General features: G+C 61.5%; 18 protein-coding genes, 2 tRNA genes and 1 pseudogene. 13 read left to right on the top strand and 8 right to left on the bottom strand.

Annotated features, from left to right (window positions below; genetic code table 11):
* Positions 1 to 60: 60 nt before the first annotated feature.
* Complete coding sequence (locus ABUH87_RS01355) at positions 61 to 633, top strand: helix-turn-helix domain-containing protein (RefSeq protein WP_367768214.1); 573 nt, start codon at positions 61 to 63, stop codon at positions 631 to 633.
* Positions 634 to 637: 4 nt separating this feature from the next.
* Complete coding sequence (locus ABUH87_RS01350; RefSeq protein ID WP_367768210.1) at positions 638 to 1,867, top strand: glycosyltransferase; 1,230 nt, start codon at positions 638 to 640, stop codon at positions 1,865 to 1,867.
* Positions 1,868 to 1,876: 9 nt separating this feature from the next.
* On the opposite strand, the gene secF is transcribed toward ABUH87_RS01350, so the two are convergent.
* From secF to yajC, 3 genes are read right to left on the bottom strand one after another with little or no spacing between them, the layout of a single operon-like run.
* Entirely contained in the window at positions 1,877 to 2,857 is a 981-nt protein-coding gene (gene secF, locus ABUH87_RS01345) for a protein translocase subunit SecF (RefSeq protein ID WP_367768207.1), read from the bottom strand.
* Between the two features lie 13 nt (positions 2,858 to 2,870).
* The gene (secD, locus tag ABUH87_RS01340) at positions 2,871 to 4,478 is read right to left on the bottom strand and encodes a protein translocase subunit SecD (protein WP_367768203.1); all 1,608 of its coding nucleotides are present in this window, start codon (positions 4,476 to 4,478) and stop codon (positions 2,871 to 2,873) included.
* Positions 4,479 to 4,501: 23 nt separating this feature from the next.
* Positions 4,502 to 4,837: a preprotein translocase subunit YajC gene (gene yajC, locus ABUH87_RS01335; protein ID WP_367768200.1), complete on the bottom strand. Its 336-nt coding sequence runs from the start codon at positions 4,835 to 4,837 to the stop codon at positions 4,502 to 4,504.
* 207 nt (positions 4,838 to 5,044) lie between these two features.
* Between yajC and ABUH87_RS01330 the strand changes: the two genes are divergently transcribed.
* The 3 genes from ABUH87_RS01330 (at position 5,045) to ABUH87_RS01320 (ending at position 7,618) form a co-directional block, all read left to right on the top strand.
* Positions 5,045 to 5,121: transfer RNA gene (locus tag ABUH87_RS01330), tRNA-Pro, on the top strand.
* A 400-nt stretch (positions 5,122 to 5,521) separates the two neighbouring features.
* Positions 5,522 to 6,100: a GNAT family N-acetyltransferase gene (locus ABUH87_RS01325; RefSeq protein WP_367768197.1), complete on the top strand. Its 579-nt coding sequence runs from the start codon at positions 5,522 to 5,524 to the stop codon at positions 6,098 to 6,100.
* A 6-nt stretch (positions 6,101 to 6,106) separates the two neighbouring features.
* A complete protein-coding gene (locus ABUH87_RS01320) occupies positions 6,107 to 7,618 on the top strand; it encodes an acetyl-CoA hydrolase/transferase family protein (protein WP_367768194.1) in 1,512 nt (503 codons plus the stop codon).
* Between the two features lie 59 nt (positions 7,619 to 7,677).
* On the opposite strand, the gene ABUH87_RS01315 is transcribed toward ABUH87_RS01320, so the two are convergent.
* Positions 7,678 to 8,988, bottom strand: a complete 1,311-nt coding sequence (locus ABUH87_RS01315; RefSeq protein ID WP_367768191.1) for a hypothetical protein — start codon at positions 8,986 to 8,988, stop codon at positions 7,678 to 7,680.
* Positions 8,989 to 9,150: 162 nt separating this feature from the next.
* Here ABUH87_RS01315 and ABUH87_RS01310 point away from each other — a divergent pair, with 162 nt between their 5' ends.
* Positions 9,151 to 9,771, top strand: coding sequence for a TonB-dependent receptor domain-containing protein (locus ABUH87_RS01310; RefSeq protein ID WP_367768189.1), 621 nt, complete (start codon positions 9,151 to 9,153; stop codon positions 9,769 to 9,771).
* Between the two features lie 20 nt (positions 9,772 to 9,791).
* On the opposite strand, the gene recG is transcribed toward ABUH87_RS01310, so the two are convergent.
* Positions 9,792 to 11,861, bottom strand: a complete 2,070-nt coding sequence (recG, locus tag ABUH87_RS01305; RefSeq protein ID WP_367768186.1) for an ATP-dependent DNA helicase RecG — start codon at positions 11,859 to 11,861, stop codon at positions 9,792 to 9,794.
* Positions 11,862 to 11,964: 103 nt separating this feature from the next.
* Between recG and ABUH87_RS01300 the strand changes: the two genes are divergently transcribed.
* The 3 genes from ABUH87_RS01300 (at position 11,965) to mfd (ending at position 16,348) form a co-directional block, all read left to right on the top strand.
* On the top strand, positions 11,965 to 12,387 hold the full coding sequence (locus ABUH87_RS01300; protein ID WP_367768183.1) for a baeRF12 domain-containing protein: 423 nt from the start codon (positions 11,965 to 11,967) through the stop codon (positions 12,385 to 12,387).
* A 40-nt stretch (positions 12,388 to 12,427) separates the two neighbouring features.
* The gene (locus tag ABUH87_RS01295; RefSeq protein ID WP_367768180.1) at positions 12,428 to 12,724 is read left to right on the top strand and encodes an FAD assembly factor SdhE; all 297 of its coding nucleotides are present in this window, start codon (positions 12,428 to 12,430) and stop codon (positions 12,722 to 12,724) included.
* 135 nt (positions 12,725 to 12,859) lie between these two features.
* Entirely contained in the window at positions 12,860 to 16,348 is a 3,489-nt protein-coding gene (gene mfd / locus ABUH87_RS01290) for a transcription-repair coupling factor (RefSeq protein ID WP_367768177.1), read from the top strand.
* Positions 16,349 to 17,353: 1,005 nt separating this feature from the next.
* Here the strand turns inward: mfd and ABUH87_RS01285 are convergent.
* Positions 17,354 to 18,505, bottom strand: a complete 1,152-nt coding sequence (locus ABUH87_RS01285; RefSeq protein ID WP_367768174.1) for a hypothetical protein — start codon at positions 18,503 to 18,505, stop codon at positions 17,354 to 17,356.
* A gap of 681 nt (positions 18,506 to 19,186) precedes the next feature.
* Here ABUH87_RS01285 and ABUH87_RS01280 point away from each other — a divergent pair.
* Positions 19,187 to 19,459: pseudogene (locus ABUH87_RS01280) on the top strand (IS110 family transposase); the annotation flags it as partial.
* Between the two features lie 54 nt (positions 19,460 to 19,513).
* Positions 19,514 to 19,681, top strand: a complete 168-nt coding sequence (locus tag ABUH87_RS01275) for a hypothetical protein (protein WP_367768304.1) — start codon at positions 19,514 to 19,516, stop codon at positions 19,679 to 19,681.
* Between the two features lie 142 nt (positions 19,682 to 19,823).
* Here the strand turns inward: ABUH87_RS01275 and ABUH87_RS01270 are convergent, their stop codons facing one another.
* Complete coding sequence (locus ABUH87_RS01270; protein WP_367768172.1) at positions 19,824 to 19,955, bottom strand: hypothetical protein; 132 nt, start codon at positions 19,953 to 19,955, stop codon at positions 19,824 to 19,826.
* A 20-nt stretch (positions 19,956 to 19,975) separates the two neighbouring features.
* Between ABUH87_RS01270 and ABUH87_RS01265 the strand changes: the two genes are divergently transcribed.
* Together ABUH87_RS01265 and ABUH87_RS01260 are read left to right on the top strand one after the other, a co-directional pair.
* A complete protein-coding gene (locus ABUH87_RS01265; RefSeq protein ID WP_367768169.1) occupies positions 19,976 to 20,194 on the top strand; it encodes a zinc-binding dehydrogenase in 219 nt (72 codons plus the stop codon).
* An 82-nt stretch (positions 20,195 to 20,276) separates the two neighbouring features.
* Entirely contained in the window at positions 20,277 to 20,465 is a 189-nt protein-coding gene (locus ABUH87_RS01260) for a hypothetical protein (protein WP_367768166.1), read from the top strand.
* A gap of 136 nt (positions 20,466 to 20,601) precedes the next feature.
* On the opposite strand, the gene ABUH87_RS01255 is transcribed toward ABUH87_RS01260, so the two are convergent.
* A tRNA-Met gene (locus tag ABUH87_RS01255) sits at positions 20,602 to 20,678 on the bottom strand.
* Between the last annotated feature and the right edge of the window lie 16 nt (positions 20,679 to 20,694).

Below are 20,694 nucleotides of genomic sequence, written 5' to 3'. Positions count from 1 at the left end.
AAGCCTGGTGGATGTAGGAAAGCAGAAAAACCAAAATGGTTAGCCGCGAGATTAGGTGAGATGATCAACCGTATACGAGACATCCGGCTTCAGAAGGGGATGACACTTGCGCAAGTAGCGGCTGCTTGCGAGCCAGCCACCACGGCACAGACAATCGGGCGGCTCGAAACGGGCATGCGGAACCTCTCGCTGATCTGGATGAACCGCATAGCTGCAGCTCTGGAGGTGGAACCTGAGGTACTGTTGCGCAGCGAAAGCTCCAGCGAGCCGCAGCTCACGGCAATCTTGACCCGAAAGGGTGTCGAGGCTCCTCATGCCCCAACCGACGCACTGCTGCCGACGGCACTTGCCGGCGACGGAGCGCTGAGGGTGCTTTTAATCGAAGCAGGCTGCGGCGATTACCGCCCCGGTGACCAGGTCTGGCTGCGTGAAATCTCTCCGAATGAGAACTCGCGGGCGCTCAATCGCGATGTGCTGGCCCCTCTTCCGGGTGGTCGCTTCGCCTTCGGGCGGCTTGCCAATCAAACCGCGGACAGTCTCACCCTTCTCCCTCACGGCACTGGCGAGGAGCAGGTCATCGTCGAAGCCCCGGCTTGGTACGCGGTGGCGGAAATGTTGGTACGAAAGCTCTGAGCGAGTGCGAATTCTCTCAATCGCCACGTTGTTTCCCAACCCTGTCCGCCCCGGGTTTGGGATCTTCGTCGGGAATCAGATGCGAGCGGTGGCAGCGCGCGGGGATGTAGACCTGGTGATGGTCAGCCCGCTCGGTGTGCCGCCTTGGCCATTGAGCGCTGCCGCGCCATACAAGAAACTTCGCGACGTTCCTGCCGCGAGCGATGGGATGGGGATGGGGCAGCACGTCCATTATCCGCGTTTCCCTCTCATCCCGAAGATCGGTGGGGACAGCAATCCCTACCGGATCGCAAAGGCAATCCTGCCGCTCGCACGCCGCCTCCACGCGCAGGCTCCCTTCGATCTCGTCGACGCGCAGTTCTTCTTCCCTGACGGGCCCGCAGCGGCAATCGTTGCGCGTGAACTGGGGTTACCTCTCACGATCAAGGCTCGTGGCGCGGACATCCACTACTGGGGTTGTCGGCCGGCAGCGCTGAAGCAGATGCTGCGGGCTGCGAGCCAAGCATCAGGGATGCTGGCGGTCAGCGAGGCGCTACGAGCCGATATGATCGCTCTTGGGATGCCGACAGATCGGATAGCCATCCATTACACTGGGCTTGATCGCGAACGCTTCCATCCCATTGATCGTGGCGCGGCACGGGCGCTGGTTTCGGCCATCCCGGGACTGGGGATCTGGAACCAAGGTCCGTTGCTTGTCACACCAGGCGCGCTCATCGCCCGCAAAGGACAGCGCATCGCCATCGAAACCCTCGTGCGCATTCCTGAGGCACGGCTGGCGCTCGCCGGAGTGGGGGAGGACGAAGCGGCATTGCGCGCCTATGCGCGAAAGCTGGGTGTGGCCGAGCGTGTCCACTTTCTTGGTCAGGTCAACCACGACGCCTTGCCCGCGCTTCTTTGTGCAGCGGATGCCCTCGTGCTGCCATCGTCGAGCGAGGGACTGGCAAACGTCTGGGTGGAGGCACTGGCCTGCGGGACACCGATCGTAGTTCCCGATATTGGTGGCGCTCGCGAGATCGTCAGAGATCCTTCCGCTGGGCGCATCGCCGATCGCAACCCCGATGCCATCGCGGCTGCTGTCACCGAAATTCTTGCCAATCCGCCGTCGCAGGCGGCCGTCGCAGCAAATGCGAAGCACTTTAGCTGGGACGCCAGTGCTGAGAACATCGTGCATTTTTGGCACGATGTTCTTGCAGGCCGGCCAGTGGCTCAGGCGGTGGATGTCTCCACCGCCTGAAGGCTACTCTCAGGCGCCTCGTTCGCGCGCCAGACGTTCCTGCCGGTCCGTTGGGCTCTCTTTGGTAACGAAACTGTCCGAACTGGTGCCGAGCCAGATGAGGATCGGCGCTGCCATATAGACCGAGCTATAAGTGCCCACGAATATGCCCAGCGTGATCGCAGCCGTCATGCCGAAGAGGCTCTCAGGGCCGAACAGGAGCAGCGGCACAAGCGCAATCAGCAGCGTGGCCGAAGTCATGACCGTACGGGCAAGAGTCTCGTTCACGGACAGATCAAGGAGCTCCCTGATCGGCATCTTGCGATACTTCTTCAGGTTCTCGCGGATGCGGTCATAGATGACGATCGTATCGTTCAGCGAATATCCGATGAGCGCGAGCAGAGCGGCGATAATCTGCAGACTGAACTCAAGCTGGAATAGCGCAAACATGCCGAGCGTCAGCGAAACGTCATGCAGCAGCGCCAGAAGCGCACCGACACCGAATTGCCATTCGAAGCGGATCCAGATGTACAGTGCAATCGCGAGCATCGCTGCCAGCAAAGCGTAGACTGACTTGTCGCGGAACTCGCTCGAGACTTTGCCGGAAACGGTGTCGATGCTATCGATCCTCACATCCGGGTAGGCTTTCCGAACAACGCTGACGATCCGGTTGCTGATCTGCTCAGCCACTGCGGGGTTGCCTTCTGCACTCTCGGGCAACTTGGTCCGGATAGAGACCTCATTGGCCGCGCCGAACCGCTGGATCACAGGGTCCCCGTAGCCCAGATTGCCGACCAGCTCCCGCAGTTCTCCGATCGGAGCCTCGCTTTGGCGGGTGAAGGTGGCAGAGATTTCCTGCCCCCCGGCAAAGTCGACGCCGTAATTCAGACCTTTCGTGAAGACGAGCGCCCAACTGGCGATGATCAGCAATGCGCTGACCACGTAGAAAGGCGTGCCCCACTTCAGGAAGTGGATATTTGTGTCCTCGGGAACGAGTTTGAGCAATTTCATGTCTTCGTTCCTCTCAGACGTTCAGATCTGTCGGGCGCGCCTTGCGCAGCCAATCGGCGACCCACATGCGAGTCAACGTCACGCCGGTAAACACACTCGTGAACAGACCCACGATGAGCACCACGGCGAAACCGCGCACGGGCCCAGATCCGAAGATAAAGAGCAGTACGCCAGCGATCGCATTGGTGATGTTGGCGTCATAAATGGCGCGGCTTGCTTCCTTGTAGGCGTTTTCAACCGCTGCCACCACGCGGCGCCCCTTCTTTCTCTCTTCCCGCATGCGCTCGTAGATGAGCACGTTGGCGTCCACGGCCGCACCGATCGTCAGCACGAAACCGGCAATGCCGGGCAACGTCAGGGTTGTGTTCATCACAGCCATGATCCCGAGGATCATCAGCACGTTGATGATCAAGGCGATCGTCGCGTAAACGCCGAAACGACCGTAGACCAGGACCATCAGCAGCACGACGCCCAGGGATCCAACCGCCATCGCGATCAAGCCCTTCTGGATGGAGTCGGCCCCAAGGTCCGGGCCGACGGTGCGCTCCTCGATAACTGCGAGGTCCACGGGCAACGCGCCGGATCGAAGGGCAATCGCGAGCTGCGTCGCCTCCTGGACCGAGAAGCTGCCTGAAATCTGCGCGCTTCCCCCCAGGATCGGCTCATTGATATTCGGCGCCGACAGGATCTTGTCGTCGAGGATGATCGCAAAGGGGCGATTGACGTTTTCACTCGTCAGCTTGGCAAAGCGAGCGCCCCCGGCGGTGTTGAAGGTGATCGAGACAACCGGCTGATTGTTCTGGGGATCGAATGCCTGCTTGGCATCCGTCAGCTGATCGCCCTTGATACCGCCCAGGCGCTTAACTGCGAGTGCGGTTTGCCCCCCCTGCTGCTGCCCTTCGGCGAACGGCAGGATCTGCGATCCCGGCGGCGCGATGCCACGGGCGATGTCCTCGGGCGAGGCATTTACGTCGACAAGCTTGAATTCGAGCTTTGCGGTCTGCCCCAGCAGATTCTTGAGCGCCGCTGGATCCTGGAGCCCAGGCACTTGGACCACGATCCGCTCGTCGCCCTGCCGAAGGATTGTGGGTTCGCGCGTGCCGAGTGCGTCGATGCGCTTGCGCACCACTTCCACCGCGGTATCCATCGCGTTGGTGACCGACTGCTCGACCCCTTCTGGGGTGGGCGAAATCACGAAGCGACTGCCGTCAATCACCTCTATGTCCCAATCGCGTGCGCCGGTCAGCCCCGCACCATAGGTGAGCGGCATGATGGCCTCGCGCGCAGCATCAACCTGCGCAGGGTCCTTGAGCATGAACGACAAGCGGCCGTCGCGGCTGGAGATATCGCCGATTCCGATCGACGGCTCAGCTGCTCGCAGACGGGTGCGAACCTGCTCTTCCATCGATTCCAGTCTTTGCTGGACAACTTGGCCTCTGTCCGCCTCAAGCAGAATGTGGCTTCCGCCGGCCAGGTCCAAGCCCAGATTGATCGTTGGCCGCGGCAGTGCAGATGGCCAGGGGAGCCCCGCGATCGAGACTAGCGAAGGCAATGCCGCAGCGACTGCGACGAGCGTTATCGCCCAGTACCAGACCTTCTTCCAGTTGGGAAAATCGAGCATTGCTGAAAGCGCCTTTCCGCCGATCAGTCGTTGGCGGGCTTGGCGGCGACTGGCGGGTTCACATCCGCAATCGTGGTCTTCACGGCCTTCACCCTTACACCCTGCGCAATCTCGATCTCCGCATAGTGATCGTCAACACGCACGACCTTACCCACCAGTCCCCCGCCGGTGAGAACTTCGTCACCCTTCTTGATAGCGGAGAGCTTGGCGCGATGCTCCTTCTGCTGCTTCATCTGCGGGCGCAGGATCAGGAACCAGAAGATGAGGCCCATCGCGACGAAAGGAAGGTAGCTGAGCCAGATCGGCGGCTCACCGGCAGTACCGGCAGCAGCGAGCAGAGAAAGAACGGAAGTGTGCATGGACAGCGAAACGCCTTTTGTATGATGCCTTGCACCGCCTCGCGCGATCGCGAGGGGCGGTCCAGGGACGGCACTATCAGCGCGCGCGGTTAGCAGTATAGCAAAGGCGTGGCAACGCGCCCCTCTCACCGCGCAGGCCAAGTGATCAAAGGTGTGCGGGTTGCGCTTGCACTCCGCAACAGTCCTGCTTATAGGCGCACCTCCGGTCGGGACGTAGCGCAGCCTGGTAGCGCATCACACTGGGGGTGTGGGGGTCGGAGGTTCGAATCCTCTCGTCCCGACCAATTCATAACATCGCGAAAATTCACCCTCCTCGTGCAGACGGTCCATGCGAGGGATGTTCCGCGGCGCGTGTCCGCGTGGAATATGCTATGTACTTCCGGCACCACGCCGATGAGCACGCTTCGCTCCCGATACGGTTGAGCATCTTGAGGAACCGGCGGGACAGATGCCGCCTGCCCTGCCCCATCCTTTGAAGACCGGAGCGGCCCTTGTGCTGACGCGTGTCGTCGAAGAACGCCGGCTTCCACGGAGCTGAGGTGGAGGGACGTGCACGGTTTAACTCTGCCCCGGCCCGTCCTGCCGAGTTACGGCCGAGCCCTGGTCGATCCGGTCGCAGATAACCACGAAGTATCTGTACTCCCGTCGCTCGGGCACCGAGCTCCTGCAAGAAGGAAGACGCCGATGAAGACGACTGACAATCGCCTGGATAGCTCCAGTGCGCCCGAGCAGATCGCTGCTGGTTCGACACAGCACCTTACGACCAGAACAGGCTTTCGCTTCCAGGTCCGCCCGGTCACCGAAGCCGATGAGCCCGCACTAGCCGAGTTTTTTCGCCATGTGACACCTGACGATCTGCGCTTCCGCTTCCTGACGGCCGTTGATGAAGTAAGCCATGCCCGGCTGAGCGACATGCTTCGCGTCGATCAGCAGACCACCATGAGCTTCCTTGTGGAGGGTTCGGATCAACCCGGCCTCGTGATTGCAGCCGCGATGCTCGCAGCGGACAGTCAGTTGGAGCGCGCGGAGGTTGCGATCTCGATCCGAGCGGATCACAAGGGGCGCGGGATCGGGTGGACTCTGCTCGATCACCTCGCAGGGCTCGCACAAAACAAAGGAATCAAGGTGTTGGAAGCGATCGAAAGCCGCGACAATCACGCGGCCATATCATTAGAGCGTGAGATGGGTTTCACCGGCGAAGCCGTTGAAGGCGATCCGTCATTGATCCTGCTTCGGCGTCAGCTCGATGTGCGAGGAAAGTAACGCAGCATGATGAGCCGCATTGCCTGCGCCAGTCTGCGCAACAAGATCATGAGCGCGGAAGACGCCGCCGCCCAAATCGCCTCCGGCACCACCATCGGAATGAGCGGGTTTACCGGTTCAGGATACCCCAAAGCCGTCCCACTCGCTCTGGCGCGACAGATTGAGGCAGAGCACGCCGCCGGACGACCCTCGAAAGTTCGTATCTGGACTGGCGCTTCTACCGGTCCGGAACTCGATGGCGCCTTGGCGAAGGCGGACGGTATAGAGTTCCGCCTCCCCTATAACTCCGACCCCATCGCCCGCGAAAAGATCAACGCCGGACAGATGGACTACTTTGATATGCACCTGAGCCAGGTCGCCCCGATGGCGTGGCAAGGCTTTCTCGGTCCGCTGGACGTTGCCGTTGTTGAGGTGGCTGGCATTCGGGAAGACGGATCGCTGATCCCCTCCTCGTCTGTCGGCAACAACAAGACGTGGCTGGACCGTGCGGAACGCGTGATCCTTGAGGTCAACAGCTGGCAGAATGCCGCGCTGGAGGGCATGCACGATATCTACTACGGGACGGCTCTCCCCCCGAACCGCGTTCCCATACCGTTGACGCGTGCCGACCAGCGGATCGGTGAAACCTGGTTCCGCTGTGATCCTGCCAAGATTGTGGGAATCGTGGAGACGGAAGCTCCCGACCGGAACCTGCCCTTTTCCCCTCCGGATGAGACTGCGCACGCAATCGCGGGGCACTTGCTGGAGTTCCTGAAGCACGAGGTTGCCAAGGGGCGCCTTCCTGCGTCACTTTTGCCTATCCAGTCGGGCGTCGGGAACATCGCCAATGCAGTGCTTACGGGATTGGTAGACAGCCCGTTCGAGGACATGACCGCATACACAGAAGTGATCCAGGACGGCATGATCGACCTGCTGGATGCCGGCAAGCTGCGCATGGCTTCCGCGACCGCATTCTCTCTCAGCCCGGAAGCTGCCGCCCGGTTGAATGCAGACATGAACCGGTATCGTGATCGTATGATCCTGCGCCCACAGGAGATCAGCAATCATCCCGAGATAATCCGGCGATTGGGCTGCATTGCAATGAACGGTCTGATCGAGGCTGACATTTACGGCGCCGTAAACTCCACGCACCTGATGGGCTCACGCATACAGAACGGGATCGGGGGATCGGGGGATTTCGCGCGTAATGCCTACATCTCGATCTTCGTCACGCCCTCGACAGCAAAAGGCGGGCGCATCTCGGCAATCGTCCCACAAGCCAGCCACGTCGATCATATCTCGCAAGACGTTCAGGTCATCGTTACCGAGCAGGGACTAGCGGATCTTCGTGGCCTGAGCCCCAAGCAGCGCGCTGCCGTCATCATCGAGAATTGTGCTCACCCGGACTATCGCCCCGGCTTGGCCGATTACTTCGCACGGGCGCGTGAAGGGTCGTACGGACAGCAGTCGCCAACACTCCTTAAAGAGGCGCTCTCCTGGCACCAGCGGTTCGTCGAAACGGGATCGATGCTACCCTGATTTCGGGCTGAGGCGCGGTCCGGCAGCAGTCCCGCCAAGCGGCCGCGCCTCAGCCACCTTTACCACCGGGTCAACGTCTCCAGACTGCCGCCGAAGTCCGCCCGAGACCACAACTTCAATAGGTTGGTGTATATGTGCAGGCAGTTATAGCCGGATCCGCTTGCAAGCACGCGGGGATCGAGCGGACCGGTCATCTGCTCGGGGTTGCGCACCAGGAGAAGCACGACCTTCGGCATGGCAAGAACTCGCGCTAGGCCCATGATACCCACATGAAGGAGGAAGTGCCGCTTCAGGAGATCGACGTCGAGCCGGGGACCGCCGGCGGCGTGATACTCCCGCACGAATAATGCTATAAGCGTATCCAGTTCATGATCGACGACATCATGATGTGCAGCGCTCAGGCAGCCCCAAAGAGCCGCTCCGAATGTAATCTGGGACACCCTGCCCCAGTCCATCAATCCACACCTGAGCTCACGGTCTGCGTCCCTCCAGAACCAGGCATTATCGATGTGCGCATTCCAGTGGCACAATGCGACGAGGTCCGGATTGCTCAGCAGATCGTTCCGGATCAGATCTTCGTGATCGCGGATGAAGATCGCTTGGCGCAGGACGCCATCGTAGACATCGGGTTCGCGCAGATTGGCGGGCAGTAGCCGTGGGTATTGGCCCGCGAAATCACGGCAGTGTGCCACCAGCCGGCGTACATCCGCCTCATCGCGACCGATCGGATCGACGCCGGCCCGGGCAAGGTCGAGCGGGAAGCGCCGCTCGATATCGGCCGTCAGCGCGCCCGTCTTATGAGCTGCGGCCAATCGCGCCAATGCAGTGACCAGCGCTCGGTAATAGGCCAGCGGGTCTGCCAACTCGAAGTCCCGGCACTTGCCGTGAAGCGGCTCGATCCCGTCCTGGCCGAAGCGTACACGCTCGGTGATCAGGAGACCTGTGCCGCTTTCGCTATGGAAGTCTCCGAAATAAGCCGTCGGTACGCGAAGGGGGAACCCTGATGACCGGGAGACTGCCGCAAAACGAGCCTCACTTTCCATCTCGTAGCGGCCTTGATCGCGCCGGCTATCGGCGAAGTCGCGCGAGAACTTGACGAACAAGTCGCGCTCGAGACCAGGCTCATCCGAGGCATACTCGACAGAAAGAAACAGCTTGTGCCCTGTGCTGCCGCCAGGACATGGCTCCAGTCGCGTGATCCGGCTCACCCGGTTCTCTGGAGGCAGTGAGCCAAAGGTGCGAAATGCTTGCGTCAGGAACGCTTCGCCCCCCTCTCGCAATGCCGCCTCGTGAGCCGGCATGGCGATCCCGGTTTCATCCCCAACTGCATGGTCAAGGGCTGGTGGTGCTAGGCTATCCGCTTCACTCATCCTTCAGGTTGAGCCTTGGCTGCAGGCGTCATGTCTCTCTCCGTCAGTTCAGCAGGCGCTGCACGTCGAGCCAGAATTTGCAATGCCCCGCAGGCCATTGAGGCTCGACCGCCTTGTCCTCAGGATCGCTAGCAACATCGATACAGAAGTGCATGCGCTGTTTTGTCAAAAGTAGAGAGAGGCGGTCGAGGAAAGCTCGCGCCAGACTGGTCGTTCGATATAGCCGCCTTCTACAACCGCTATCGCAATCTCGCGACAAACAACGTCGTGGAAGCCGGCCCGTTGTACTCCTCTAACGCCGTTCAGCCGATTGGTCTGCGTATCGCGGTGGAGATTGGCAATGCCGCCCAGGCGGAGAGGAAAGGCGTAGAGCTGCTGGTCCGCGGCAGCCCTGCTCCGTGGTGGCAGTTGGAGGCATCCTATTCCTTCCTGGACCTCGACCAAACTCTGACGATACCGCCCGCGCTGGCTACACCGCTCATCGACGCGGGCCTTTCCGCACGGCATCAGGTGAGGCTGCGAAACACCTTCGAAGTCACTCCCGATCTGCAACTCAGCAGCTTCGCCCATCACGTCAGCGCAGCACCCGCGGGTGGCCGCGAGGCATATACGAAGCTGGACATGCGACTGACTTGGAGCCCGATGCCAAACTTGGAAATCGCCGCCGTGGGAGCCGACCTGCTCAAGCGCCGACAGATAGAATTCCGGCAGAACATCTATGCGCCTGTAGCCCAGCTAGCGGTGCCACGACGCGGCTATGTCGAAGCGCGAGTTCGCTTCTGATCGCGGCGAGCAGCAGACAATCAGCCTCCGCGCAGAAGCTGCACGCCCCAGTCCCGCTCGAAGAGATAAAGCAGCAAGCGAGCGGCCTCTCCCCGTTCTCCAGACAGGCCGCCGTCGCGTTCGATCAGCAATCGGGCATCGTCGTGCGCGATCGGCAGCAAGCGCTGGATCTGCTCCAGCGACGCGATCCGGAATGGTGTGTCGCCGGACTGGCGAGTGCCCAGCAGTTCACCTCCGCCGCGCAGTTCCAGGTCTTCTTCTGCTAGCCTGAATCCGTCCTGCGTCTCACGCATCAAGGCCAGCCTTCGTCGGCCGGTCTCTGACAGTTCCGCACCTCGCAACAGCAAGCAGATCGACTTGGCCTGGCCGCGCCCTACCCGGCCCCGCAGCTGGTGAAGCTGAGCCAATCCAAAACGCTCTGCCTGCTCGATAACCATCAGCGTCGCGTTCGGCACGTCAACGCCGACCTCTATGACCGTCGTCGCCACCAGCAGCTTTGCCTCGCCGGAAGAGAAGCGTTCCATGGCCGCATCCTTCTCTTCAGGCCGCAGCTGGCCGTGAACAAGCACCACGTCCTCTCCGAACCTGGCTTTCAGGCTGGCAAACCGTGCTTCTGCTGCGGCGAGGTCGTCCCCCACCTGTTCCCCATCACCCTCCCGGACCATCGGACACACCCAGTATGCCTGTCCCCCACCCTCCAAGTGCCTGGAAAGCGCACCGACCACGTCCTCCATGCGCTCGATCGAGACGACCCGTGTGTCGATCGCCTGGCGGCCGGGGGGCAGTTCATCCAGCCGTGAGACGTCCATCTCTCCGTACTGCGCAAGTGTCAGCGTGCGCGGGATCGGGGTGGCCGTCATCGCCAGGAAGTGCGGTGTACGGCGCCCCTTCTTGGCCAGCAGGAGCCGCTGACTTACGCCGAAGCGATGCTGTTCGTCGATCACGGCAAGCGCCAGGTTCTTGTAAGTGACGGATTCCTGGAAGATGGCGTGCGTGCCCACAAGAATATCGATGGACCCGCCCAGCAAGCCCATCAGTATCGATTCTCGCGCCTTCCCCTTGTCTCTCCCGGTGAGCAGCGCGATCTCCACCCCCGTCCCCTGCACCATGCGCATGAGCGTCTCGTGATGCTGACGCGCCAGGATCTCGGTCGGCGCCAGCATGGCCGCCTGTGCGCCTGCTTCCACGGCGATCAGCATGGCGGAGAGCGCAACCACCGTTTTGCCTGATCCGACATCGCCCTGCAGCAGCCGCAGCATCGGTGCTTGCTGCGCGAGATCGCCCTCGATTTCCCCGATCGAGCGGCGCTGCGCCCCGGTTAAGGCGAACGGCAGGCTCAGTTGAGCGCGCAACCGCCCATCGCCAACCAGCGGCAATCCTCTCTGCGAACGATTGCTCGCTCTGACCAGCATCAGGGCGAGCGCGTTCGCAAGGAGCTCATCGTAGGCGAGGCGATCCCTTGCGGCGGCATCGTTACGCCGGTGAGCCGTGGCGAGTGCACCGTGCCAGGCGGGCCAACTCATGCGTTCGATCAGGCCGGGCTCGCACCACTCCGGGAGCTGTGGTGCCCGCTTGAGCGCCTGTAAGGCAAGGTTCGCTATGCGTCCCTGTGTCAGCCCCTCTGACAGACCGTAGACCGGCTCGCGTACTTGGCCTGCCAGGGCTGACGCGCTCTCCGCCACGTGGTCAGGATGGACGATCTGGAGCATCTGGCCGTACTGATCGAGCCGTCCTGCTACCCAGCGCTGCGCCCCCACCGGCAGGGCCTTCTTGCCCGAATAGGCCGCGCGCCCGAAATAGGTGATCGTGCAGACATTCCCCTTCCCATCCTCGGCAAGCACGCGGAAGGGTCCACGACCGGGGGAGGACCTGTGCTCACGAACGGTGAGCTCGACGATCACGTTCTCCCCCACCTGAGCCGCGTCCAGATCAGCCACCGCGCGACGTTCTACAAAACGCTCCGGGAGGTGATAGGCAATGTCCCTCACTCGCTTCAGGCCGAGCTTCTCCAGCGGCCGCCGGAGTTTAGGACCGACGCCTTCAAGCGCTTCGGCTTCGATGAACAAGGGGTTGAGCGCTTCTGGTCGCATGCGGCGCCTTCTAGCCCGTGTCTGGAGCATTTCGCCAGTCGCTCGGAACGTGCTTGCGGGGGCGCTCGTTTCAACCCTGCTTTCAAGAAACGCAGGAGATGTCATGCTATTGCCTCACGGAACCGTTTTCGCACTCGTCGACGGTCGGAATTTTGAGCTTTACCGCAACAGCGGCACTGAGGCTGAGCCGCAGCTTGACCCGCTGCCAGTTCCAGAACTGGAGGTGACGAACTTCAGCGCGGGCATGCGCCGGAACGATGTGAACCTGCCTCATACCTCCCGGACAGGCGATGGCAGCAACGACAGCTTCGACGAGAGCGCACACGCCATCGCGGCTGCGGACTGGCTGAACCATCAAGTGCTACAGCACAAGATCGAGAAGCTAGTCATCATCGCAGACCCGCGCTCTCTCGGCGAGATGCGCAAACGCTATCACAAGCAGCTCGAAGGCGTGTTGCTGAAGGAACTTGCGAAGACGATGGCGGGTCGGCCGACGGCGGAGATCGTCAGTGCCCTCAAGGGGTGAGACCTTGCCTCAAGCGGCGCCGTGTCCTACCGGCGCCGCCATGGCCGAGCAGACCCCCCTAGAGCATTCCTCTGCGCTTACACCTCGCCTCGCACGGATGCGTTTTCGCGCATGGCATCGTGGAACGCGCGAAGCCGACTACATGATCGGGTGCTTTTTCGATCGCTTTCACCACGAGTGGTCCGACGACGAAATCCAATGGTTCGAGGATCTGCTCGAGGAAGACGATGTCGACGTCATGGCATGGGCACTCAAGACCCAGCCTGTGCCTGAGCGTTTTGCCGGCCCCCTGCTCACCCGCATGCAGGAACTGGACTACGTGGACATACCTCGCTGATCTGTTTGCTTGGCAGCTGTCGCGGTCGGCGGGCTCCGACTTTCGAGCCGCAACCCCGAGAGAGCTTGTGGAACATGGCCGGTAGACCTATCGGCGGCAGGAACTCTCCTCTATTCTTGCGACTTCCACCCGCACATGCCCGATTTTAAACGGATACTCTCCGCCAAAACCCCGCTGATCCTTGCCTCCGTCGTCCGCGGAGCGCAGCCTCTCGTCATGGCGGATCTCGCCCGGGCGGCTGCAACGAGCGGAAAGGGCGGTCGTGCCGTCTTCGTCACCACGGCTGAGGGTGAGATGCGCGCTGTGGCCGAGGCTGCTTCGTATTTCGCGCCTGAACTCGACATCGTGGAGTTCCCCGCCTGGGATTGCCTGCCCTACGATCGCGCCAGCCCCGCCCTGTCGGTGAGCGCGCGCCGGCTCTCTGCCTTGCATCGCCTGCAGACCCGACGCGAGGGGCCACAGCTCCTCGTCACAACGGTCAACGCACTCCTCCAACGGGTGCTCACACCGTTTCGCATCCGGGAATCCGTGCGTCTGCTCAGGCCGGGCATGGAGATCGGCCATGAAAGTCTCATCGGGCTCCTGCGTCGGCAGGGCTACCAACGCAGTGACACGGCCATCGACGCCGGCGAGTTTGCCGTGCGAGGCTCCATCTTCGACATCGTACCTTCGGGGCTGGAGCAGGGCCTGCGGCTCGACTTCTTCGGTGATGAGTTGGAGACGCTACGCCTGTTCGACACTTCGACACAGCGGTCGACAGGTCCCGTTGCCGAACATCTCCTGCTGCCCGCCAGCGAAGCACTCATGGACGAGGAGACGGTTAAGCGTTTCCGCGCCCGCTATCGCGAGCAGTTTGGCGCGAACGCCACTGCCGACCCCTTGTATCAGGCCGTAAGCGATGAGCGGCGCATGGCGGGGATGGAGCACTGGCTGCCCCTGTTTGAAGAGCGGCTTGTCACGCTCTTCGATCATTTGTCCAAGGATGATCTCATCGTCTTTGACAGTGCCGCGCAAGGCGCCGTTGATGAGCGGCTGAAAGACATTGATGACTACCACAGGTCGCGGCTGGAGACCTCCGGGCAAAAGGCCGGCAGTTATCGGCCCCTTGCTGCTGAGGCGCTGTATCTGACGGCGCAGGAGCTGGAGACCTGCACCACGCAGTGGCCGGCTCACCGCGCCGACCCCTTCGCCCAGCCTGAGAGCGAAAAGGTTATCGATTTCGGCTTTACCAATGCGCGGGACTTCACGCCCGAGCGCGCCCGCGGCGATAACGCATACGATGCTGCCGCCCGACACCTTCACGCCATTACGAAGTCGGGGAAGAAGGCACTGCTGGCCGCTTACACGACCGGCAGTCGCGCCCGCATCGCATCCATTCTGGGCGAGGCAAAAGCGCCCGAGCCGGCCATGGCAGAGAGTTGGCAGGACGCCTTGGGCAAGGCAAGCAAGAGCCGGCCTGCCGCTTTGGTGCTGCCGCTGGAAACGGGCTTCGCCAATGATGACCTGGAGATCGTCACCGAACAGGATATTCTTGGCGACCGGCTCGTTCGCCGGAAGAAGAAACGCAAGGATTCCGATGCCTTCCTGGCAGAACTGGCAGCACTGACGCCTGGGGATCTCGTTGTCCACATGGACCACGGGATCGGCAAGTACGAAGGGCTGCAATCCATTCCCGTCGGTGCCAGCCCGCACGATTGTGTGATGCTGGAGTACGCCGGCGGCGACAAACTCTATATCCCCGTCGAGAACCTCGACGTCCTCTCTCGATATGGCTCGGAGAGCGAGGGGGTACCGCTCGATAAGCTGGGTGGTGAGGCCTGGCAGAAGCGTCGCGCTCGCCTGAAGGAACGCATTCGCGAGATTGCCGGCGAACTGATGAAAGTTGCGGCCGAGCGGGCCCTCCGTCAGGCGCCGGTCTTCGAAGCGGAAGGCTCGTCCTACAATCAGTTCGTCGACCGCTTCCCCTGGGATGAGACGGACGACCAAGAACGCGCGATCGAGGATGTGCTCCACGACCTCTCGGACGGCAAGCCGATGGACCGTCTCGTTTGCGGAGACGTCGGTTTCGGCAAGACGGAGGTTGCTCTGCGAGCGGCGTTCGTAGCGGCCATGGCAGGCCATCAGGTCGTGGTTGTCGCACCGACCACCCTCCTCGCCCGTCAGCACTATGCGGGTTTTTCGGACCGTTTTGCAGGTTTTCCCCTTCAAGTCGGGAGGCTTTCGCGCCTCGTGTCCGACAAGGAAGCCAAGGCCACGCGTGAAGGGCTTGCAAACGGCACTGTCGACGTGGTCGTCGGGACGCATGCAATCCTGTCGAAAAACGTGACATTCAAGCGCCTCGGGCTCGTTATTGTCGACGAAGAGCAGCGCTTTGGCGTGAACCACAAGGAGAAGCTCAAGCAGCTGCGCAGCAATGTCCACGTCCTGACGCTGACGGCGACGCCGATCCCGCGCACCCTGCAGATGGCGATGTCCGGCCTGCGTGAGCTTTCCACGATCCAGACTCCGCCCGTCGATCGACTTGCCGTTCGCACTTACGTGATGGAGTGGGACGATATGGTGATGCGCGAGGCTCTGCTGCGCGAGCATCATCGCGGGGGGCAGAGCTTCATCGTCGTACCCCGCATTGCCGACATGGCTGAGATTGAGGAGTGGCTCGCCAAGCATGTCCCCGAGGTAAAGGCGATATCCGCCCACGGTCAGATGGCGGCCGGTGAAGTGGAAGAACGGATGAGCGCCTTCTACGAAGGCAAGTACGAGGTGCTGCTCTCTACTACGATCGTCGAAAGCGGCCTCGACATTCCACGCGCAAACACGATTATCATTCATCGTGCGGACCGCTTTGGGCTTGCCCAGCTTTACCAGCTCCGCGGCCGCGTTGGACGTTCCAAACTACGCGCCTACGCCTATCTGACGACCCCGGCCAATACCGTTCTCTCGGAAGTCGCGGAAAAGCGCCTCAAGGTGCTCGGCGATCTCGACAGCCTCGGGGCGGGCTTCCAACTCGCCAGCCACGACCTCGATATCCGAGGCGCTGGAAACCTCTTGGGCGACGAGCAATCGGGACACATCCGGGAAGTCGGATTTGAGCTTTACCAGTCGATGCTGGAGGATGCCATTCTGGCAGCCAAAGCCGGAGGTGCCGGCCTGGAGCGCAGCACCTCGGGCCTCAGCCCTCAGATCACCGTCGACGCACCAATCATGATCCCTGAGGAGTATGTTCCGGACCTGGCAGTTCGAATGGCCTTGTACCGCCGCTTGAACGATGCGGAGAGCGCCGCCGAGGTAGAGGCAATGTCAGCAGAGATGATCGATCGCTTCGGTCCATTACCGGAAGCAACGGCAAACCTCGTCAAGCTGATCGAGATCAAACGCCAGGCAATCGACGCTCACATCGCGAAAATCGACGTCGGTGCCCGGGGCGCGTTGGTTAGCTTCCACAATGACGCGTTTCCAAACCCGGAGGGCCTGATCGCCTACGCCGAGCGGCTGCAAGGCTCAGTCAAACTGCGGCCCGACAACAAACTGGTACTCACCCGAGTCTGGGGCGATCCCAAGTCACGCCTGAATGGCCTCTTCCAGCTCACAAAGGGCCTGAGCGGCATCGCCAAGAAAGCAGCTTAGCGCTGCAAGGCGAAAGGTGGTGTTGCAGCGCCTTTGGCCTAAAAGTAGCCTTACGATCGGCAGGTTGGTCCCGTGCCTGCCCTTATGATTTGGGTGGAGGAGAAGAGCACGCTCGGAAGGACCAGAAGGGATTGGTCTCCTCGAACTTGCAGGCCGGGCGTGTCGAAACGTCCAACTTAGCAATCTCAGTAGCGTAGGCCGCCCCAAGCTCGTTGCCGCCACATTAAGCCCAGCTTGCAGTACGGATCCCGGTGGCATCCACTGTGCCAAAGCGAACGATCCAACCGTGGCAGATCGGCGGTGGAGGGAGAGGCGGCGCATCAGCCTTGGGCGGTTCCCAAGGCGCATACGGCTTTCGCATGAACAACGAGCCTTGAAGAGTGGTGAGACGTACCCAGGCAGAAGCTGGCAGGACTGCTGGAGCAACTCTTTCGCCACGACTAACCACCCGCAGAGCGATCGGCCCATTCGCCATTCGCTCTATTTCGACGCCTGTACGGGCACCATCATGCTGGATCTTGGAACAGCGCCTGCTTCACGTTCCGCTTCTCTGCTGCAGCGTGCGTTAATCGCTCAATTCCAGCTTCGGCGAAAACCTTGTGCTCGAAGGCGGCTTGGCTTGCCTGCCCTCGCTCATAGTTAGCTTGCTGCTCTGCTGATCCTTTGGGAGGAGATCGGGGCGGCTGAGATGCGACCGACGCGGTGACCAAGATTAGGATGGCAACGTATCTCAAGGGAACTCCTCAGGTGAAGGCGAACATAGCTGTTACGTTAGCTAGTCCTGTAATCTCTCCTGAACGCCGACAGACAACAACCCCACGGCGCGGCCATTCCTGAATCCCGATCCTCTTTGGGAGGGCCGGAGCTACGTGTATCCTCGACCGGAACATAGAACCGGCGTGACCACCTGCCCTTGCTGCAGATGCATCCTGAGCGGCTTGGCGTTGCAGCACGGTCTGCGGCTTTAGCTGCGGCGATTGTAGCGCTGCGCTGCGCGGGGCGGGCTCAATCGGGCGCCGATGCTGCCACTTTTGTCATGTCCAGCACTTGCACAGAATGCACTCCTGCAGCTCGCTTAATGAAAGAACCTATCGGCACAACATGCTGAGCGCGCCAAGTGACGCGTTCGACCCGGTAGAGCCCCGGCTGACCCGGAGCCAACCGGAGCGGCGCATAGCGGCGGCTTGCGATACGCTTCACCTGCAGTGCCGTCCAACGAAGGTCGCGATTGCCTCGCAGCACATCCACCTGGGACACAGTGCCGTCAGGTGCCACCATGTAGCCGATGTCGGCCCACTGAATCGGTGCGACGGCGCTCGACTCCGGCTGCGTAGCGCTCCGCTGGGAAGGGTTTTGGTTCATGTCTGCTGCGCGCCTTTCAGCGCGTGGCTCGACTGGAGCCTCATGCAGCAGCACAGGCACTTCGGCCGGGTCCGTCCGCAGCGTCTCTAGCAAGGTGTCGATGCCGCCCTGCTCCCCACGCGCGGAGGCAATGCGCGCGCCCAGCACTGCCCGTAACTGCGCGACGGCGGGATCGTTCGCCGCAGGCATCGCCGCCACTGTACGCAGCCGGCTCTCGCTGAGCGGGAGATCCTCGCGGGCGAACGCCAGGTACGCCCGCCGCAATGCCACTAGCGCGGCCAACCGCGGCTCCTGTGCCGCCACATAGCGATGTTCGGCGGCAGCATACCGCCGATCCGCCTCGCGCCAGTTGCCTTGTTTTGCGTAGAAGTCGCCTTGTTCGATGGCCAGGAGCAGCACCTGGGGGTCATCAGGTGGCAGGCCCTCCCGAAGCGTCCTGGATCGGCCTATGTGCGCCGTACGATGCGCGTCCATGTCCCCGCGATGGAGACTGACTGTCCCGCTCGCCTCATAAAGTGCGGCGACCATCCGGGGATAAGATTTTGCAGCAAGCCGATTTCGTCCGATCGCAGCACGAAGCACGTCGTGTGCATCTCTGTAGGCGCCGTTCGCGAAATGCGCTTCAGCAAGCGCTATCGAGAGACGAATGTCCTCTGCGGTAGGGCAACCGCGCGTAAGGCAACCGCTCAGCGTGGCATCGATCCGTTGTGCTTCGACGACGATGTCATGAGGGAGTTCTGCCGCAGCCTCTGACGACACGGGCGCGGCGAGAACCAGCATGATGATCGACAGCATTGCATTCTCCCCAAAACACTAAGCGCGAGTTGATGACGCCAGCGCTGATCCTAACACGGCTTTTAATCAATCGAAGGGTTTAAACATGACCACTCTCGACCTAGTCATTGAACGCGAGCTGTTGCTTTGGTACATCGCGCGCGCGCAATCGTACACTCTCGAAAGTCTCGAACGCGGAACGACTGCTTTCCACCAAGTCTTCCCCATACATGAGCGTGCATCGGCCTCATCCACAATGGCCCTTTTCGGCAGGAGCGGACGTTCCCTGGTTGTGGTTGGAAAGACCGAAATGTCCCACTGCACGAACATGACGTAATCGCGGGAGCGCCGGCCACCGGCCAGATGCACGGGATTGCTCGAAGGTTGGTTGCCCCCCCGATAAGATGAAGAACGGGCTCACGACTTTGGACCGAGCCCAGCATGATTCGATGTTTCTCTGAAAGACACTTCGATTTCGGATTGTCAGGATGGCAAGCGCGTTTGGCGCGGCAAGTGTCCGTCCGATCCAAAACTGCTTACAGAAGTGATCCGCAAACGCGCCCCGAATGTAAGCGCGTGGTTGTTGAGATAGGCCTCTTTCGGTGTAGTTTTTTCATGCGCTGACTGCGGAGGGTTTGCCAGCGATCTGCATAGACGCCCGCCATGCCAAGGCGGCTCTCGACATAGCTGCAAACAAGACCGATGCGAACGATTCTACCGTTGCTTCAGGCCTGGGGCGACATTCGGCTTCGCGTGGCAGAGTTGGCCAAGCCGCTGATCGCGATGGCTGGCGCGGATCAACGCTGCCGGCTGCTCACCTCGGTGCCTCGTGTGGGCACGGTCACCGCTACAACTTTGCAGCAGCAGTCGAGGACTCGATCAACTTCAAGAACTCGCGCGCTGTGGGCCCTTGGATCGGGCGGACCCCGAAGCGATATCAATTGGGGGGAGGTGGCTTATGAAGGGCACATCTCGCGCTGCGGACACGCTAAGTTACGCACCCTACTGTACGACGCGGCCTCGGTCATCTTGAACAGGTCGATAGAGACGAACACGTTGCGCGCCTGGGCTCTGGCGCTGAAGGAGCGGCTTGGCTTCAAGCGAGCCGCAGTCACCCTCGCGCGCAAATTGGCGGTAATCGTGCACACGATGCTGAAGCCCCATCCTGCGGCGATCAACTTTGCATCGAACGCGTAGACGACCCTGTACTCGGCATACGCATGGTATCAGTTATGAACGAATGAATGGCTGGCTCGACAAAAGGACTATTAGACGACCCACTTAGCGGAAGCCCGTCGGCATCGATCATATCCATGCGGCAGCCGCACCCATGTCGCTCCTAACGGCGTGGCAGTTTCTGATCGATGTGGGTTATGACGAGCCAAACCCGGTTCAGCCGTATCGCCATGTGCCGGTGCCGCTCGACGGAAAGACGGTTCTCGTCAACGGAGCCGGCGGCGGGGTCGGCCATTTCACAGTCCAGCTCGCCAAATGGCGGGGCGCCCGCGTCATCGCGGTCGCGTCGGCAAGAACGAGGCAATGCTGCGTGATCTGGGGGCCGATGAATTTATCGACTACACCCGGGTCGCGGCGCACGAGATCGTGCGCGACGTCGATCTTGTTGTGGTGGACGCTGTTGGAGGCACGCAATCCGGTCGCTGCCTGCGCACACTGAAGCCCGGTGGCGCGCTGTTCCTGATCTTCCGCTAGGTTTCGATGGTCGCGACGAGGCGGGGAGACTTGGGATCACGGTCTCGTCGGTACAGGACCGCTCGAGCGGTGCCCAGCTTCATTGGCCGCAGCAGTAGCCTCGGCCCCAGCGGCGAACGTCGTTCGCCTGCCGGCCAACAACGCTGCGATCTACAAGCAGGCGGTCGCCGACCTCGAGGAGCATCTCACGGGCGAGGAAGCGACCTATGCTCGCGATACAATCCGTGCGCTTATCGACAAGGTCGTGATCCGTCCCTCCGAGCAGCGCTAGGGGCCGATCGCCATGGAACCGCATGGGGATCTCTTCCGCATGCTGGATTTCGCTGCGGCTGCGGGAGCTCGAGCGAATCCGGGGTCTAGAAACGACAACAGCCCCCGCCTCGTGGCTGAGGGCTGTATGACACCGGTGGTTGCGGGGGTAGGATTTGAACCTACGACCTTCAGGTTATGAGCCTGACGAGCTACCGGGCTGCTCCACCCCGCGTCACCTGTGGGCGTTG

The organism is Novosphingobium rhizovicinum (genome assembly GCF_040813635.1).
Classification (GTDB): Bacteria; Pseudomonadota; Alphaproteobacteria; order Sphingomonadales; family Sphingomonadaceae; genus Novosphingobium; species Novosphingobium rhizovicinum.
Note: the sequence above shows the minus strand (reverse complement) of the source record. Positions and strands in the feature narration are given on the sequence as shown.

Coding starts and splice junctions, on each gene's coding strand:
- ABUH87_RS01355 (WP_367768214.1), top strand. CDS start 61: ATGATCAACCGTATACGAGACATCCGGCTTCAGAAGGGGATGACACTT.
- secF (WP_367768207.1), bottom strand. CDS start 2,857: ATGAAATTGCTCAAACTCGTTCCCGAGGACACAAATATCCACTTCCTG.
- secD (WP_367768203.1), bottom strand. CDS start 4,478: ATGCTCGATTTTCCCAACTGGAAGAAGGTCTGGTACTGGGCGATAACG.
- yajC (WP_367768200.1), bottom strand. CDS start 4,837: ATGCACACTTCCGTTCTTTCTCTGCTCGCTGCTGCCGGTACTGCCGGT.
- ABUH87_RS01325 (WP_367768197.1), top strand. CDS start 5,522: ATGAAGACGACTGACAATCGCCTGGATAGCTCCAGTGCGCCCGAGCAG.
- ABUH87_RS01320 (WP_367768194.1), top strand. CDS start 6,107: ATGATGAGCCGCATTGCCTGCGCCAGTCTGCGCAACAAGATCATGAGC.
- ABUH87_RS01315 (WP_367768191.1), bottom strand. CDS start 8,988: ATGAGTGAAGCGGATAGCCTAGCACCACCAGCCCTTGACCATGCAGTT.
- recG (WP_367768186.1), bottom strand. CDS start 11,861: ATGCGACCAGAAGCGCTCAACCCCTTGTTCATCGAAGCCGAAGCGCTT.
- ABUH87_RS01300 (WP_367768183.1), top strand. CDS start 11,965: ATGCTATTGCCTCACGGAACCGTTTTCGCACTCGTCGACGGTCGGAAT.
- ABUH87_RS01295 (WP_367768180.1), top strand. CDS start 12,428: ATGGCCGAGCAGACCCCCCTAGAGCATTCCTCTGCGCTTACACCTCGC.
- mfd (WP_367768177.1), top strand. CDS start 12,860: ATGCCCGATTTTAAACGGATACTCTCCGCCAAAACCCCGCTGATCCTT.
- ABUH87_RS01285 (WP_367768174.1), bottom strand. CDS start 18,505: ATGCTGTCGATCATCATGCTGGTTCTCGCCGCGCCCGTGTCGTCAGAG.
- ABUH87_RS01270 (WP_367768172.1), bottom strand. CDS start 19,955: ATGGCCGACCCCGCCGCCGGCTCCGTTGACGAGAACCGTCTTTCCGTC.
- ABUH87_RS01265 (WP_367768169.1), top strand. CDS start 19,976: ATGGCGGGGCGCCCGCGTCATCGCGGTCGCGTCGGCAAGAACGAGGCA.